The organism is Comamonas denitrificans (assembly GCF_042654745.1).
In the GTDB taxonomy this organism is placed as follows: Bacteria; Pseudomonadota; Gammaproteobacteria; order Burkholderiales; family Burkholderiaceae_C; genus Comamonas; species Comamonas denitrificans.
The window spans coordinates 22,699-39,197 of the sequence record NZ_JBHSEY010000014.1 but is presented as its reverse complement, the minus strand read 5'-3'; the positions used below and the strand labels follow the sequence as shown (position 1 = coordinate 39,197).

Annotated in this window: 11 protein-coding genes; 8 read left to right on the top strand and 3 right to left on the bottom strand. The window is 62.8% G+C overall.

Annotated elements, in window-relative coordinates; translation table 11 throughout:
• Positions 1-19: 19 nt before the first annotated feature.
• The 7 genes from ACFO24_RS03665 (at position 20) to ACFO24_RS03635 (ending at position 11,884) form a co-directional block, all read left to right on the top strand.
• Entirely contained in the window at positions 20-1,135 is a 1,116-nt protein-coding gene (locus ACFO24_RS03665) for an AAA family ATPase (protein WP_377736887.1), read from the top strand.
• On the top strand, positions 1,128-1,763 hold the full coding sequence (locus ACFO24_RS03660) for a hypothetical protein (protein WP_377736885.1): 636 nt from the start codon (positions 1,128-1,130) through the stop codon (positions 1,761-1,763). Before ACFO24_RS03665 ends, ACFO24_RS03660 begins: the two co-directional genes overlap by 8 nt.
• Positions 1,760-4,597 carry an ATP-binding protein gene (locus tag ACFO24_RS03655; protein WP_377736884.1) on the top strand — a complete coding sequence of 946 codons (2,838 nt, stop codon included), beginning with the start codon at positions 1,760-1,762 and terminating at the stop codon, positions 4,595-4,597. Before ACFO24_RS03660 ends, ACFO24_RS03655 begins: the two co-directional genes overlap by 4 nt.
• Before the next feature lie 86 nt (positions 4,598-4,683).
• The gene (gene recB / locus ACFO24_RS03650) at positions 4,684-8,328 is read left to right on the top strand and encodes an exodeoxyribonuclease V subunit beta (protein WP_377736882.1); all 3,645 of its coding nucleotides are present in this window, start codon (positions 4,684-4,686) and stop codon (positions 8,326-8,328) included.
• On the top strand, positions 8,325-10,337 hold the full coding sequence (gene recD / locus ACFO24_RS03645) for an exodeoxyribonuclease V subunit alpha (RefSeq protein WP_377736880.1): 2,013 nt from the start codon (positions 8,325-8,327) through the stop codon (positions 10,335-10,337). The genes recB and recD overlap by 4 nt, the downstream gene beginning before the upstream one ends.
• Positions 10,338-10,466: 129 nt before the next feature.
• Positions 10,467-10,982, top strand: coding sequence for a copper chaperone PCu(A)C (locus tag ACFO24_RS03640; RefSeq protein ID WP_377736879.1), 516 nt, complete (start codon positions 10,467-10,469; stop codon positions 10,980-10,982).
• 41 nt (positions 10,983-11,023) lie between these two features.
• Positions 11,024-11,884 carry a PhaM family polyhydroxyalkanoate granule multifunctional regulatory protein gene (locus ACFO24_RS03635; RefSeq protein WP_377736878.1) on the top strand — a complete coding sequence of 287 codons (861 nt, stop codon included), beginning with the start codon at positions 11,024-11,026 and terminating at the stop codon, positions 11,882-11,884.
• A gap of 76 nt (positions 11,885-11,960) precedes the next feature.
• On the opposite strand, the gene ACFO24_RS03630 is transcribed toward ACFO24_RS03635, so the two are convergent.
• Both ACFO24_RS03630 and tgt read right to left on the bottom strand, forming a co-directional pair.
• The gene (locus ACFO24_RS03630; protein ID WP_377736877.1) at positions 11,961-13,391 is read right to left on the bottom strand and encodes a GGDEF domain-containing protein; all 1,431 of its coding nucleotides are present in this window, start codon (positions 13,389-13,391) and stop codon (positions 11,961-11,963) included.
• A 63-nt stretch (positions 13,392-13,454) separates the two neighbouring features.
• Entirely contained in the window at positions 13,455-14,627 is a 1,173-nt protein-coding gene (gene tgt / locus ACFO24_RS03625; RefSeq protein ID WP_377736875.1) for a tRNA guanosine(34) transglycosylase Tgt, read from the bottom strand.
• Between the two features lie 175 nt (positions 14,628-14,802).
• Between tgt and ACFO24_RS03620 the strand changes: the two genes are divergently transcribed.
• Complete coding sequence (locus ACFO24_RS03620; RefSeq protein WP_377736874.1) at positions 14,803-15,273, top strand: universal stress protein; 471 nt, start codon at positions 14,803-14,805, stop codon at positions 15,271-15,273.
• 127 nt (positions 15,274-15,400) lie between these two features.
• Here ACFO24_RS03620 and ACFO24_RS03615 read toward each other — a convergent pair whose 3' ends face one another.
• Entirely contained in the window at positions 15,401-16,429 is a 1,029-nt protein-coding gene (locus tag ACFO24_RS03615; protein ID WP_377736872.1) for a porin, read from the bottom strand.
• Positions 16,430-16,499: the final 70 nt, after the last annotated feature.

Genomic DNA, 16,499 nt, shown 5'->3' with positions numbered 1-16,499 from the left:
TACACCGGAGGGAAACAAGATGCTTAAAACACTCAAGATCAGCAATTTCACGGTGTTTGATAACGTGGATTTCGAGTTCTCGCCTGGGCTGAATGTCATCGTGGGTGAGAACGGCACGGGCAAGACGCATGTGCTCAAGCTGGGGTATTTGTTCTCGCGGGCGTGGCCTGATTTGATGGCCAAGCGGTTGCGCATGACGTCCCAGGGTGCAGAGGTTTATCTGGCCGAACGGTTGGCGGGGTTGTTCCAAGTTTCCAATCTGGCGGCGCTGATCCACAAAGATCATTCGCTGGCACGTGTGCAAGCAGAGGTCGATGGGCATATCCCGACAAGGCAGATACGGATGCCACAAGAGCCTCCATTTCTCAGCCCAGGTTTGCCAGAACCCATGCCCTGGAAGGTGCAGATTGAACGCACATCTTCAGGAGCCGATGGTTTCAAAGCCATCACAGTGCCAGAAAGCGCTGCCCAAAATGCCTTTGTGCCACAACAGGTGTTTGTGCCCAGCAAGGAGATCGTGTCGCTGTTCAAAGGACTGGTCGCCTTGTTTGACAAGTACCGGGATTTTCCGCTGGATGGAACCTACCGCGATTTGGCTGTCGCCATGTCCACGCTGGAGCTTCAGCAAGCTCCACTGCTGGATGCGCAGGCTATGCAAAAAATAGAGACCGTTTTGGGCGGCAAGCTGAAGTTGGATGATGGTGATTTGGTGTTTGAGCGAATGGATGGCTCACGCCTTGAGGTTCCGCTGATGGCAGAAGGTCACCGCAAACTGGCCTTGATGATTTATTTGTTGCGCTACGGTGTGCTGGAAATCGGCAGCACCTTGTTTTGGGACGAGCCTGAAGCGAACTTGAATCCTGCCGCTGGCAAGTTGCTGGCTGCTGCGCTGCATTTACTGGCCCAGTTGGGCATTCAGGTGGTTCTGTCAACGCACAGCTATTTCCTGTTGAAAGAATTGGAGTTGCTGGCGCGTCAAGAGCCTGTGCCCTTGCGTTTCATGGGTTTGAGCAAGACAAAGGAAGGCATCGTGCTTCAGCAGGCCGACAGTCTTTTAGGCTTGGATCACATCGTTGCGCTTGACGAGGAGCTGGCCCAGTACGACCGGGAACTGCAAGGGCAGGCGCATGGCTGAGCCCACCCACCCTATTTACGAAGGTGCTGCAGGGCGACAACTGCGCTTTGACTTTCCCGAGCCTTGGCAGGCGCTGAAGTTTGACGAATCGGCCTGGTACCGCAACACCATCAAAACCCGCGTGAAAGCCATGGACCTTGTGGCCTGCCTGGATGCCACCCATTGGTGGATTGAGGTCAAGGATTGCAAGGGTTTTGAGGCCGACAACCTGCCGCGCCTGTCGCCCAGCGACCCCGCTGAGGTGGCCGTAGTCAGGACGTGGGCCAAAAGCCAGGGGCACGATCGGGCGGTGTCCATCCAGCGCGCAAAGCAGTTTGTCGTGGATGAGGTGGCCGAAAAGCTGGAGGGCACGCTGGTCAGTCTGATGGCAGCAGCGCGTGCAGACGCGCAGAACGCCGATGCCCAAGCATTGCTTCCTTTTGCGCATCTGCTGGAGGGTGCAGCGCAATGGTCGGTGGTGCTGCTCTTGACCTGGAACCCTGCCGCGCGCGACTTTGGCCGCCTGGCGATGCGCTTGCGTGACAAGTTGCGCCAGCGCCTGGCCGCCTATAACGTGCAATGTTTTGTTTTGAATGAAAGCGAGTCCGCGCTGCACCAGCCGTGGACTGTGACCCGAGTAGAACCATGACCATTAAACCTTGGCGCGAAGTCGCCCACCCCCACAAAGACGTGCTGGAAGGCACGTTCAAGCAAAGCGAATTTGCTGCCGACATTTCTCAAGTCCACGCTGGCACCGCGCCTGAGGAGTACCAGGACGCGGAGAAATTTTTTGCGCGCACCTTTATCACCGAGGGCATGCGCCTGCTGCTGCAAAGCGTGGCCGAGCGGCTTTCGGGCCGGGGTGGCGATCCGGTCATTCAGCTGCAAACGGCCTTTGGTGGCGGCAAAACGCACACGCTGCTGGCGGTGTACCACCTGGCCAGCCGCCAGTGCCCCACCGAGCGGCTGGCAGGCATTCCGCCCATTTTGGATGCGGCGGGCATTGCCTCGCTGCCCCAGGCGCGCGTGGCGGTGGTCGATGGCATCAAGTTCTCGCCCAGCCTGGCGCGTTCGCATGCAGGCATCACGGTGAACACTTTGTGGGGCGATTTGGCCGTGCAACTGCTGGGGGCCGAGGGTTACGCCCTGCTGGCCGAGGCCGACCAGGCCGGTACGTCACCGGGCAAAGAGGCTTTGACCACGCTGCTGCAACGCGCCGCGCCCTGCGTGGTGCTGCTCGATGAGCTGGTGGCCTATGTGCGCCAGTTGGAACCGGGCAAGAGTTACCCCGGCGGCACGTTTGACAGCAACATCACCTTCATCCAGGCGCTGACCGAGGCCATGAAGGGCGTGCCCAACGCCATCTTGCTGGCCTCGCTGCCCGAATCAGAAACCGAGGCTGCAGGCACCCAAGGCCAGCGTGCCCTGACGGTGCTGGAGAAATACTTTGGCCGGGTGGAGTCGGTGTGGAAGCCGGTGGCTGCGCAAGAGGCGTTTGAAATTGTGCGCCGCCGCTTGTTTGACTCGGCTGGCGACCCAGTGCAAATACAGGCCACCGCACGGGCCTTTGGCGAGCTGTACCGCCAGAACCCCAGCAAGTTCACGGCTGAGGCACAAGAGGCGCGTTACGAGGAGCGCATTGCCCAGGCCTACCCCATCCACCCCGAGGTGTTCGACCGGCTGTACGAGGACTGGTCCACGCTGGACAAATTCCAGCGCACGCGCGGGGTGTTGCAGTACCTGGCCATCGTCATCCACCGGCTGTGGAACAGCAACGACAAGGATGCGCTCATCATGCCCGGCTCGCTGCCGCTGGACGATGCCGTGGTGCGCAACAAGAGCATTCACTACCTGCCCAATGGCTGGGAACCCGTGATTGAGAGCGAGGTGGATGGCCCACGCTCCACCGCCGCCGATATTGATGGCCATGACACCCGCTTTGGCAGCGTGCAGGCGGCCCGGCGCGTGGCGCGCACGGTGTTTTTGGGCAGTGCGCCGTCGAACGCCGCACAGGCGGTTCGGGGCATTCGCGTGGAAGGCATTTTGTTGGGCGCTGCCCAGCCTGGGCAGGCGGTGGGCACCTATGAAGACGTGATCAAGCGGCTGCGCGATCGCCTGCATTACCTTTACGGCGAAAAGGACAGCTACTGGTTTGACACCCGCCCCAACCTGCGCCGAGAGATGGAGGCGCGCAAGGCCAACCTCAAGGAAATCGAGGATGTGCTGCCGCTCTTGAAAGAGCGTGTGAACCGCGTGTTTTCCAAGGGCAACCATTTCGCTGCCATCCATGTGTTTGTGCCATCGGCAGACATTCCGGATGAGTTGGGCAGTGGGCCGCGCCTGGTGGTGTTGCCCCCCAGTGCAGGCTACCGCAAGCAAGATGAATCTCTGGCGCGATTGGCAGCCACGGAGGTGCTGGAAAAGCGCGGCGATACGCCACGGCTCAAACGCAACCGTTTGATTTTCTTGGCCCCCGATGGCGATGCCGTGCAGCGCTTGCGCGATGCCGCGCGCACGTATCTGGCCTGGAAATCCATCGTTGAAGATGTACACAGCCGTCGCATGGATTTGGGCACTTACCAGGCCGACCAAGCCAAGCGGGCCATGGAGGGTGCGGACAATGATGTCAAGCAGTTGGTGCGCCAAACCTACTGCTGGCTGATGGTGCCCACCGAGGAAATGTCGCGTGGCAAGCTGCAACTGCACTGGGAAGCAGCGGCGCTGTCCGCATCAGCTCCTAGTCTGGTGGAGGCCATTGAATCCAAGCTGCGCGAGGAAGAGTGGCTGATTTCTGCCTGGTCACCCGTCCACTTAAACCGGATGCTGAACCAGTGGTACTTCAAGGAAGGGGTGACCGAGGTATCGGCCCTGAAGGTGTGGCAAGACAGTTGCCAGTACCTGTACCTGCCGCGCCTGCTCAATGCCGAGGTGTTTGTGGACACCGTGGCTGCAGGCTGCGCCACGCGCGATGGGTTTGCCTATGCCGCAGCCAAGGACGCAGGGCGCTGGCAGGGATTTGCGTTTGGTCGGTCTGCACTTGTCACGTTGGATGCCGATAGTTTGCTCATCAACCAAGCAAGCGCATTGCAGCACCAGCAGCAATTGGATGCAGAACAACAGGCCAAAGCTGCGGCCGAGGCTAGCCTGGGCGAATCAAGCACCCCTCTGCCAGCGGTTAGCACCACGGGGCAGGTGCGCAGCAGTCTGCCAGCCCAGGGAGTGTCTCCACCCGTTCCCGATGTGCCAGCGGCGTTACCGCAGCGCTTTTTTGGCACAGTAGAAGTAAGCCCCACCACAGCAACGATGGATTTTTCAACCATCGTGAACGAGGTCATCCAGCACTTTGCTGCGCAAACGGGCACCGAAGTCACGATTACGGTGGAAATCGCCACCCAATCAAACGACGGATTTGATACGCAGTTTCAACGCACCGTGAAAGAAAACTGCGGTGTACTGAAATTCCGCCATGCGAGTTTTGAGTAGCAACACGGGCTGAAAGACGGCACTAGGCCGCTAGGGGCAAGGTGCCGCACGACTTGTAGGCCATCCATAAAAAAATTCTCTCTGTCATGCCTGAAACCCTGCACCCACTGGCCCCCCTCACCTTCCCCCTGCACGGCAGCCGCTTGATAGAGGCCAGCGCCGGCACCGGCAAAACCTGGACGATTGCTGCCCTGGTCGTGCGCCTGGTGCTGGGCCACGGCGGGGCCAATGCCTTTGCCCCGCAGGGCCAGCCCTGCCCCCTGCAACCGGCGCAGATTTTGGTGATGACCTTCACCCGCGCGGCCACGCGCGAGTTGAGCGAGCGCATTCGCGCCCGGCTGGTGGAGGCGGCCGCCTGCTTTCGCGGCCACAGCGCGGGCGATGATTTTTTGCACGATTTATTGGCCACCTACCCCGAAGCCACCCAGCGCGAGCAAGCCGCCTGGCGGCTGGAGCTGGCCGCCCAGGGCATGGACGATGCCGCCATCTTCACCATTGATGCCTGGTGCCAGCGCGTGCTGCGCGAACATGCGCTGGACAGCGGCAGCCTGCTGGACGAAACCCTGGAGGCCGACGAGGCCCAGCGCCTGACCGAAGCCCTGCAAGACTACTGGCGCCAGCAGTGCTACCCGCTGGACGCGCCGAACCTGGAGCGCCTGCAAGCGCAGTGGAAAAATTTTGCGGCCTTTGCCAACGATATTCGCCCCCTGGCCCAAGAAAACCTCGACCCCGCCCTGGGAGCGGGCGACCTGGCCGATCTGCTGCCCCACTGGGAGGCGCAAGCCCACGCCCGCCTACATGCCCTGGCCCACGGCTGGGCGCAAGCGGCCGAGGACTACGAAATCTGGCTGGAAGGGCAGTGGGCCCACAACAAGGACGCATGGGATGGCCGCCGCTTGCAGCGAAAAAATTGTTTGAAATGGCTGCAAGCGCTCAAAGACTGGGCCGCCGCGCCCCACGCCGATTTGGCCGGGGATATGGCCACTGGCGCGTGGCGCCTGACCCCCGCTGGCCTAGACGATGCCCGCAGCGGCGCTGCGCCCGTGAACTACCCACCGCAAGCGGCCGCGCTGGAACGCCTGCTGGCCGAGCTGGCCGCCCTGCCCTCACCCCACCTGCGCCAGCACGCGGCCGCCCGCGTGCAACAGCGCCTGCAGTGGATCAAAAGCCAAACAGCCACCTTTGGCTTTACCGACATGCTCCAGCGCCTGGATGCGGCCCTCACCGGCCCGCAAGGGGCGGTGCTGCGCCAGCGCCTGCTGCAGCAGTACCCGGTGGCGCTGCTGGATGAATTTCAGGACACCTCCCCGCTGCAATACCGGCTGTTTTCCAGTGTTTACAGCCCAGAAACCAATACCAGCGACCGCGCCCTGCTATTGATTGGTGACCCCAAGCAATCCATCTACGGCTTTCGCGGGGCCGATATTTACAGCTACCTGCAAGCGCGGCAGGCCACCGCCGGGCGGCACTATGTGCTCGATAAAAACTACCGCTCCAGCCATGCCCTGGTCGCTGCCGTGAACCACTGGTTTGCCCAGGCCGAAAACCGGCCGGGCAGCGGTGCGTTTCGCTTTCGCACCCACAGCGCGCACAACCCCCTGCCGTTTATTCAGGTCGCCGCCCAAGGTCGTCCCGAAGTGCTGCACGCCAACGGCACCCCCGTGCCCGCCCTGCACATGGCCTGGCACGCCGCGCCCGAGGCCGTCAGCGGCCAGGACTTGCGCACCCTGTTTGCCGCCGCCTGCGCCGAGCAATTGGCCCAGTGGCTGAACGACCCCGGCATGGGCTTTGCCCAGCCCGATGGCCGCTTTGTGCGCCTGCGCCCGGGCGATGTGGCGATTTTGGTGCGCCAGGGCAAAGAGGCCGCCGCCGTGCGCCAGGCGCTGCGCCAGCGCCGCATTGCCTCGGTGTATTTGTCCGACCGCGAATCCGTCTTTGCCAGCCCCGAGGCGCACGACCTGCTGTTTTGGCTGCGCGCCGTGGCCGAGCCGCTGAACACCCGCACCCTGCGGGCCGCCTTTGCCACCCGCCTGCTGGATCTGCCGTTTGCCGATTTGCAGCAACTGGCGCACGACGATGCCCTGCTGGACCAGCGCACCGCCCAGCTGCACCGCCTGCACCAGCTTTGGCAGCGCCAAGGCGTGCTGGCCATGCTGCGCTCCAGCCTGCACCAGCTGGGCTTACCCGCCCGCTGGCTGGCCGAGCCGGACGGCGAGCGGCGGCTAACCAATGTGCTGCACCTGGGCGAGCTGCTGCAACAAGCCAGCGCCACCGTGGAGGGCGAGCAAGCGCTCATCCGCTGGCTGCAAGAATCCATCGCCAACCCCAACGGCGATGCCCAAGCGCAAACCGTGCGCCTGGAAAGCGATGCCGACTTGGTGCAAGTCATCACCATCCACAAAAGCAAGGGCCTGGAATACCCGCTGGTGATGCTGCCCTTTGCCAGCGACTTTACGGAGAAAGAAAGGGCCCGCACCCCCTTTGTGCGCCGCCCCGATGGCCGCCTGGTGCTGCAAGTCAGCGACCACGACCTGGCCCAGGCCGAAGAAGAGCGCCTGCGCGAAGACCTGCGCCTGTTCTACGTGGCCGCCACCCGCCCGCGCCACCTGCTCTGGCTGGGCCTGGGGCCGATCAAAAAACGGAAAAAATCCTGCCAAAACGAGCGCAGCGCCACCGGCTATTTGCTCGCCGGGGATGCGCCCCAAAGCGCCGCGCAGTGGCAAAGCGCCCTAGAAACCCTGGCAAAATCTTGCCCAAATAGCACGCTAACGCTTATAGATAAAGCGCCTACAGCTACGCTTTTTAAGAACGAACGCCAGCCAGCCGCCTTGCGCCCGGCCCCCCCCTACGACGGCCAGTTCGACCGAAGCTGGGGCGTGGCCAGCTTCTCGGCCCTGGTGCGCGACCTGGGCGCGGCCCCCCGGCCTGACGAGGCCCTGCTGGCCCAAACGCCCGCCGAGGACGAACCCGCCGCCCCCCCGTCCACCGCCGCGCCCAGCAGCGCCAGCGCCGTCTGGCACCGCTTTCCCAAGGGGCCGCTGGTGGGCAACTTTTTGCACAGCCAAATGCAGTGGTGGGCCGACCAGGGCTTTGCCCCGCTGGATGGCCCACTGCGCCAGGCTTTGCTGGGCCGCTGCCTGCGGGCCGGCTACAGCCAGCCCCAAGCCGAAGACGTGGCCCACTGGCTCAGCACCCTGGGCCACACCCCGCTGCCGCCGCTGGATTGCGCCTTGCCCGCCCTAACCACCCAACTCACCGAGATGGAGTTCTGGCTGCCCCTGGCCCCACTCTCCAGCAGCGCGGTCGATGCCCTGTGCCAGCAATATTTACTCCCCGGACAAGCACGCCCCGCCCTGCCCCAGCGCCAGCTGCACGGCATGGCCATGGGCTTTGCCGACCTGGTGTTTGCCCACGGCGGGCGCTACTGGGTGCTGGATTACAAAACCAACACCCTGGGGCCCGACGGCAGCGCCTACACCCCCACCACCCTGGCCGCTGCCATGCTGCAGCACCGTTACGACGTGCAAGCGGCCCTCTACACCCTGGCCCTGCACCGCCTGCTGCGCCAGCGCCTGGGGGCGGCCTACCGCCCCGAAGACCACCTGGGCGGGGCGCTCTACCTGTTTATGCGCGGGCTGGATGGCACCTGGATGCAGCACCTGCCCATCCCCAGCGCCTTGCTCGATGCCCTGGAAGCCCTGATCACCGCCCCCGCCGAGGCCTGCGCATGAAGCACGACGACCCCCACACCCTCGACCTGTTCGCCCCCGAAGACAGCGCCTTGCCCCTGCGCGACCAATTGCACGCTTGGCAAACCCAGGGCCTGCTGCGCCCGCTGGACATCGCCTGGATGCAATTTGTCCACACCCACCACCCCAGCGCCCCCGATTGCGTCCTGCTGGCCAGCGCCCTGCTGGCCCATGTGGAAAGCCGGGGCCACAGCTGCCTGCCGCTGGCCGACCTGGTGGCCGCCCCGCAGCGCCTGCTCGCCTGGGACAGCAGCACCCACCCCGACATCACCGCCCAATGGCGGCAATTGCCCACGCTACTGGATGCCTGGCTGCAGGCTTTGCAGCACTGCCCCCTGGTGCGGGTCGTGGGGCGGGATGCCGATAGCGGCCAGCCCATGGTGCTCACCCCCCACCCCAGCGCGCCCAAACTGTATTTGCGCCGCTATTGGCATTACGAACGCACGGTGGCCCAGCACATCCTGCAGCGCTGCCGGGCCACGCCCGACCCCAGCACCCCCACCGCCACCAACATTGATCCGCCCACCATCCGCCATTGGCTCGATCGCCTGTTCCCCAGCCAGCCCAGCTCCGCCACCGAAAACGCCGATTGCGACTGGCAAAAACTGGCCTGCGCCCTGGCCCTGCGGGGGCGGCTCACCCTGATCACCGGCGGCCCCGGCACGGGCAAAACCTATACCGCCGCCCGCCTGCTGGCCCTGCTGTTTGCCACCGCCGCCCAGCCCGACCAACTGCGCGTGGCCCTGGCTGCGCCCACAGGCAAAGCCGCCGCCCGCTTAAAGCAATCCATCGACCAGGCGCTGCTGGGCCTGCACACCAGCATCGGCCAGGACGTGGACATTGCCGCCCTGGTGCAGCGCACCGGCGCAGCCCGCACCCTGCACAGCCTGCTGCAACTGCGCCCTGGGCAGGCCAGCACCATCACCCCACTGGAGGTCGATGTGCTCATCGTCGATGAAGCCTCCATGGTGCACCTGGCCATGATGGCCACCCTCTTGCAAGCCCTGCCCCCCCAGGCCCGCCTCATCATCCTGGGGGACAAAGACCAGCTGGCCTCGGTCGAAGCCGGGGCCGTGCTGGGCGACCTGTGCCAAGGGGCCGAAGGCGGGCACTACCACCCCGACACCGTCGCCTTTGCCCAGGCGGCGGCCGGGCAAACCATCCCTGCCGCTTTGCGCGATCCCCACGGCAGCGCCTTGGCGCAAAGCACCGTCATGCTGCGCCACAGCCGGCGCTTTGGCGGGCCGATTGGGCAGCTGGCCCTGGCCGTCAATCGCGGCGATGCCCGGGCCGCGCAGCAGGTACTAGACACCTGCGCCGATGGCAGCCTGGCCTACCACCGCAGCGGGCGCACCGAAGCCATCTGGCGCACCGCCCTCGCCAGCGACCAGCCCAGCTACCACGATTACCTGCACGCCCTGCACGCTGGCCCGCAGGGCGATCACACCCTCTGGGTGAAACAAGTTTTGCAGGCGTTTGAACGCTTTCGCCTACTGTGCGCCGTGCGCGAAGGCGACTGGGGCGTGACCGGCCTGAACACCGCCATCGAACGCGAACTCATCGCCCGCAAACGTTTGGTGAAAGACGGCCCCTGGTACGCCGGCCGCCCCGTCATGGTGACGCGCAACGACAGCGCCCTGGGCGTGTTCAACGGCGACATTGGCATCACCCTGCCCAGCCCCGACGGCCTCTTGCGCGTGTATTTCTTGGATGGCGACCAGCTGCGCAGCGTCGGCGTGGCGCGGCTGGCGCACATCGAAACCGCCTTTGCCATGACGGTACACAAAAGCCAAGGCTCGGAATTTACCCATGCCGCCTTGGTCCTGCCGGCCTACGGCGGCAGCGTCTTGGGGCGCGAACTGGTGTACACCGGCATCACCCGCGCCAAAGCACAGTGCACCGTCTTTACCCAGCACCCCAAGGTATTGGCGCAGGCCCTGGCCCAGCCCACGCAACGGCACAGTGGTTTACTAGAATTTTTTGATAGCTAGAAGCGCTAAAAATTGCTTAATATCAACAATATAAAGACTTAAAAACCAATAAATACCAGCGCAAACAGCTCTTAAAACCTACACTGCAATCCTCCCTAGAATAGATTTTTTTCCAAGGACTGACTGACCATGACACTTCGCCCTTTTCTTGCCGCCGCCACCCTGCTTGCCACCAGCTTCACTGCTTGGGCCGAGGCCCCCGTCCAGATTGAAGCCCCCTGGGCCCGCGCCACCGTCGCCGGCCAGCAGGCCAGCGGTGCCTTTATGCGCCTGACCGCCCACGAGCCGCTGCAGCTGGTGGGCGTGCGCACCGATGCCTCCGCCGTCTCTGAAGTGCACGAAATGACCATGGAAGGCGACGTGATGAAAATGCGCGCCATCCCCAGCCTGGACCTGCCCGTGGGCCAGACCGTCGAGCTCAAACCCGGCGGCTACCACCTGATGTTCATGCAGCTCAAAGCCCCGCTGGTCGCTGGCAGCCAGATCCCCGTCACCTTGCAATTTAAAAATGCCCAGGGCCAAACCCTGGAGCACCCCGTGCAAGTGCCCGTCCAAGCCCTGGGCCAAACCACCAGCGGCCACGGCCATGCCATGCCCCAGCACGGCGCACCTGCCCAGCACAAAGCCGGTGGCATGCAGCACTGACATGCATTAAGCTTTCACGATTGCACTCACAGGAGGTTGCCATGAGCGACGCACAGGCTTTTGGTTTTGGCCAATTCATTCCCGGATACGATTTTTTCCAACAATTGAGCCAGTCGAGCAAAGGCGCTGCACTGCCGCCGTTCTCCAGCTGGGTGGCCCCCACAGTGAGCGTCGAAGAAATCGACAAACGCATCGAAGAATTGAAAGCCGTGCAGTTCTGGCTTGACCAAAACGGCAAAGCCCTGGCCGCCACCGTGCAAGCGCTGCAGGTGCAAAAAATGACGCTCTCGACCCTCAAGGGCATGAACGTCAATTTGCAAGAATTTGCCCAAGCCGTCGGTGCCACCCAAAGCGGCGACCTGTCCAACTGGCCCATGGGCACCACGCAAAAAGCGGCGGCAGCCCAGCGCCAGGCCAGCGCCGCAACGCAAGCGGCGGCCGACACCCCCCCGCCCGAGCCCGCAAAGCCCACCGAACCCACCGGCACCGCCCCCCACCCCATGGCCGAGCAGGCCCAGCAGTGGTGGGGCTCCCTCACCCAGCAGTTTCAGCACATCGCCCAGCAGGTGCTGCAAGATCCGGCACAAAAAAACGCCATGGCCCAAGCCGCCAGCATGGCCAGCGATTTCACCAAAGTCGCCGCCCAAACCGCCAGCGACATGATGCGCCAAGCCGTCAGCCAAGCCACCACCGCAGCGCAAACCGCCGCCCAGGCGGCAGCCGCCATCACCCCCACTGCGGCCCCCAAAAAAGCGCCAGCCAAAAAAGCAGCGGCCCCAGCCACCGCCAAGACGGCGGCTGCACCAGCCCAAGCACCGGCTGCATCCGCGGCCAAAACCGCTACAAAACCCGCTGCAAAATCCACCGCCACCAAGGCCCGCAGCACCAAAAAACCCTTTTGATACAACCAACTGGGCTTGGCATGCCCAAGGCCAGCTCCCCCCGGGCGCGGCAATGGTCGGCCCGGGTGCCCTGTGGTTAGCGGCCTGGGTCTTGGTACACCCGCACGCAGTCGCGGCCAGCGGCCTTGGCCTGGTAAAGGGCGTGATCGGCAAAGCTCAGGTGCAACTCCAGCGGGTTGTCCGCGTCCCATTGGGTGATGGCCGCCACCCCAATGCTGCAGGTCACACCAATCACATTGTTGCCCTCCAGAACAATCTCCAGCTGGCGCAATTGATCGCCAATGTGCTGGGCCACCCGCTGGGCCTGCGCCAATGCGGTGCGCGGCAAAATCACGACAAACTCTTCCCCGCCCATGCGGCCCAGCACATCCTCGGGGCGCAATACGGCCTGCGTGCTGCGCACAAAGGCCTGCAACACCTTGTCGCCATTGGCATGGCCGTACAGGTCATTGACTTGTTTGAAGTAATCCAAATCAATCATCAGCAGCACCATGGGCTGGCCTTCGCCACGCATGCGCTGCAGCAATTTACCGCCCCGCTCCAACAGGGCGCGGCGGCTCAGGGCCCCGGTCAAGGCATCGTAATCCACCAACTGGCGCAACTGGCCCAGGCTTTGTTGGCGCAGGGCATAGGTGCAGGCCACGGTCAAAGGAGCCAACGAGAGCAGCGCTACCCCCAAGCGCAGCGAGGTGACATCATTGATATCAGCCAAGCTAAAGGTGAAGCTGCCGATGGATATGGACAGCATTTTCCACAGACTCAGCACCAAATTGAGCAGCACCGTAGGCCGCACCCCATAGGCCATGGCGTACCAAATCATGGCTGGCACGGAAAAGCCCAGCGTTCCCGGCCCCTTCATGGCTAAAGCAACCACCTCGCTCGCAATCAAAGTCACCAGCGGCAAGGCGTAGTGCCAATCCATGGGCTTGTCTGGCCACCAACGGCGCCACGACCACACCTTGGTGCGCGCAGCGACCAAAAACACCGGCACCGTCAAAATAAACGCGGCAAATTCTGACACGGCCCACATGGCGTAGGCTTGCCACCAAGGTATTGCGAACAGCTTCCAGGACAAGGGGCCCCCCACCATCGCGCTGGCCAGGGCCGCCACCAGACAGGCTTGCAACAATTCGAGCACCGAGTGCGATTGCTGCAGCTCCCGCACCCTGCGCGGCTTGCGCATGAAAAGCCACCACCCCACGGCCACGCCCAACTCATTGGCCGCTGCCATGCCAAAGGCCCCGAATGGGGCCGTGCCCGTCAGCCAATCGGTCAGTGCATAAGCTGCATAGGCATACGCCCAGGTACGCCAGTCGCGCCCCCAGCTGGGGTTGCGCAGCAGCAGGCCCAGCATGACGGCATTGGCGCCCCAAAAGGGGGCCAAATACCCGCTTGTGCGGGTGCCAATCCCCAGCAAAGAAAAGCCGACAACGCACAGCACCACCAACAGCTGCCCTTGCCACAGGGGGCGCTTGGTGCTGGAACTCAAAAAGGACAGGCTGACCATGCAATCATTGTGGCGCAGCTTGTTCGCCTACCACGGTAGAAAAGCCGCTTTATCAACCCCAGCCTACACCCCCCGCGCCCGATCGGTCTTGAACTGGGCACGGAACTGGGCAAACTGCCCGGCATCCAGCGCGTTGCGCACTTCCTGCATCAGGTTCAGGTAGTAGTGCAAGTTGTGGATGGTGGTCAGCATCGGCCCCAGCATCTCGCCGCAGCGGTCCAGGTGGTGCAGGTAGGCACGGCTGAAACCACCGCGCCCGCCGTCTTGCCAGCTCACCCCCTCCACCCCAGCGCAGGCATGGCAAGTGCAGGTGGGGTCCAGCGGCTGGTGGTCGGTTTTATGGCGGGCGTTGCGCAGCTTCAAATCGCCAAAGCGGGTAAACACCGTGCCATTGCGGGCATTGCGCGTGGGCATCACGCAGTCAAACATGTCCACCCCGCAAGCCACGCCCTCGACCAAATCCTCGGGCGTGCCCACGCCCATCAAATAGCGCGGTTTGTGCGCGGGCAGGCGGTGCGGGGTGTGCGCCATGATCTGCAGCATTTCGTCCTTGGGCTCGCCCACGCTGACACCGCCAACGGCGTAGCCCGGAAAGTCCATGGCCACCAAGGCATCGAGCGACTCCTGACGCAGATGGGGAAACATGCCGCCTTGCACGATGCCAAATAGTGCGTTGGGGTTGCCCAAGCGGTGAAACTCCTCCTGGCTGCGCTTGGCCCAGCGCAAGCTCATCTCCATGCTCTGGCGGGCCTGGGCCTCGGTGGTCAGCACGCCGTTGGTTTCATACGGTGTGCATTCGTCCAGCTGCATGACGATGTCCGAATTGAGCACGGTCTGAATCTGCATGCTCACCTCGGGCGACATGAACAGCTTGTCGCCATTGACCGGGCTTTGAAAATGCACGCCCTGCTCGGTGATCTTGCGCATGGCCCCCAGGCTCCAGACCTGAAAGCCACCCGAGTCGGTCAGGATGGGCTTGTGCCACTGCTCAAAACCGTGCAAGCCGCCAAAGCTTTGCATGATGTCCAGCCCCGGGCGCATCCACAGGTGAAAGGTGTTGCCCAAAATAATCTGTGCCCCCATGTCGTGCAGGCTGCGCGGCAGCACGCCTTTGACGGTGCCATAGGTGCCCACGGGCATGAAAATAGGGGTTTGCACAACGCCATGGTTCAGCGTTAAACGGCCACGGCGGGCGTGGCTGGCGGGATCGGTGGTGAGCAGGTCAAATTGCAGCATAGGGGCGCTATTGTCCCAGAAGCGCAAGCGCACTCGAAACGCTGGGCACGAATAACGAAGAACGAATAGCGCGCCCCAGCGCCTGCCCACCCCAGCCCCTTGCACCCGCTGGCGTGCAGCTGGGGGCCGCGCATCCCTGGTTATAGTGGGCACCGCATTTTCATGAAAGGCCGATATGGACGAAAACACCCAAACCCTTGCCATCGCCGTCGATGGTTCTGACACCGCCCTGCAAGCCGTGCGCCAAGGCATCGCCCTGGTGCAAGGCGGCCTGAACGCGCAGCTGGCCCTGCTGCATGTGCAAGAACCGGCCTCCTTCCTGGAGCTGGCCACCAACGACTCTGACCTGATTGCCGGCGCGGCCCTGGAAGCGGGCAAAGATTTACTGGCCAGCGCCGAAGCCTTGGCGCAAGCCGCTGGCGTGCCCTTTACCAGCGAAATCGCCCTGGGCGAACCGGCCACCGAGCTGCTGGATCTGGCCGAAAGCTTTAACGCCAGCATGCTCATCATCGGTGCCCGTGGCGTGGGCGCGCTGCAGCGCGCGCTGATGGGCTCGGTGTCGCAGGCGGTGCTCAACCGGGCCAATCTGCCGGTGTTGATTGTCAAGCCCGTAGAAAAAGAAGAAGCTGAATCCGCTGACCAATAAAGGGATTTCGGCATCTTTATCCATAAAAACAAGCTATTTCAAGCGTTAGCAGCACCTATTTTTAAGAAGTAAGCCATAAAAAAACCCCGATGCAGGCATCGGGGTTTTTTGTTGGGATCAGACCACTTTAGAAGTTGTGGCGCACGCCCAGGGCGAAGGAGGAGAAGTTATCGCCTGCGTTGGTGCCCGTCTTGATGCTGTTAAAGCTGGCAGCGCCGCTCGAGTAGTCCATGCCCTTGCCGCTGTTGATGCGGGTGTAGTAGGTGTAGATTTTGGTGCGCTTGCTCAGGTTGTAGTTGTAACCCAGCGTCCACTGCGTAGCAGCCGAGTCGCTCACATTGCTCCACTTGTTGGCACGGCCCACGTTCACGTGGAATTCCGAAGCGTTCATCACGTACATGGCCGACAGGCGGAAGTTGTTGCGGCTGCCAGCACCGGTGCCCAGGATGGCGTTGTCGTCTTTGTTACGCTGGTAGTAAGCACCCACGGTGAACTGACCGAAGGTGTACAGGCCGCGCAGGGCAGCTTGGTAGTTGCTGTTCCAGTAGCTGTAGCCAGCGCCCAGGGACAGGGGGCCGTTGTTGTAGTTGGCAGCCAGGTCGTAGGCGTTTTTGTTCACCTTCACTACCGGGTTATTGGCTTTTTCGTGCAGGCTCACGCTGGCTTCGGCCCAGAAGTTGTTGAAGGTCGGTGTGCGGTAAGCGACCTTGTTACCGGTGCCATTACCATCAAACCAGGCAGCGTCGTAGTACAGCACATCGGACGACGAACCGGTTTCGTGGTTGTGCATGCTGATGTAGTCGGACGTGGCGTAGTAGGACTCAGGGTAGAAGTTACCCAGGCGCACCATACCGAAGTTGCCCGACAGGTTCACTTCGCTTTGGCGGGCGAAGGTCAGGGGGCCAGAGCCGTCGTCAGAGTTGAAGCCAGCTTCCAGCACAAAACCGGCTTTCAGGCCGTTGCCCAGGTCTTCCACACCTTTGAAACCGATGCGCGAGCGGTTGTTAACCAGGCCAGTGGCTTTGTTGTCGCCCAATTTTTGGTGCTCAACGGTGGTATTCACACGGCCATAAATGGTCACGCTGCTTTGGGCCATGACAGCCGAAGTACCGCAGACGGCCACAGCGGCCAGCATCAGGCGAGAGAGTTTCATCATGTCAAATCCTTGTGGGAAGAATAAAAAAGGGTTGCGCTCTGGTTTGTCTCCGTAAAGCCCAGTAGCGCGG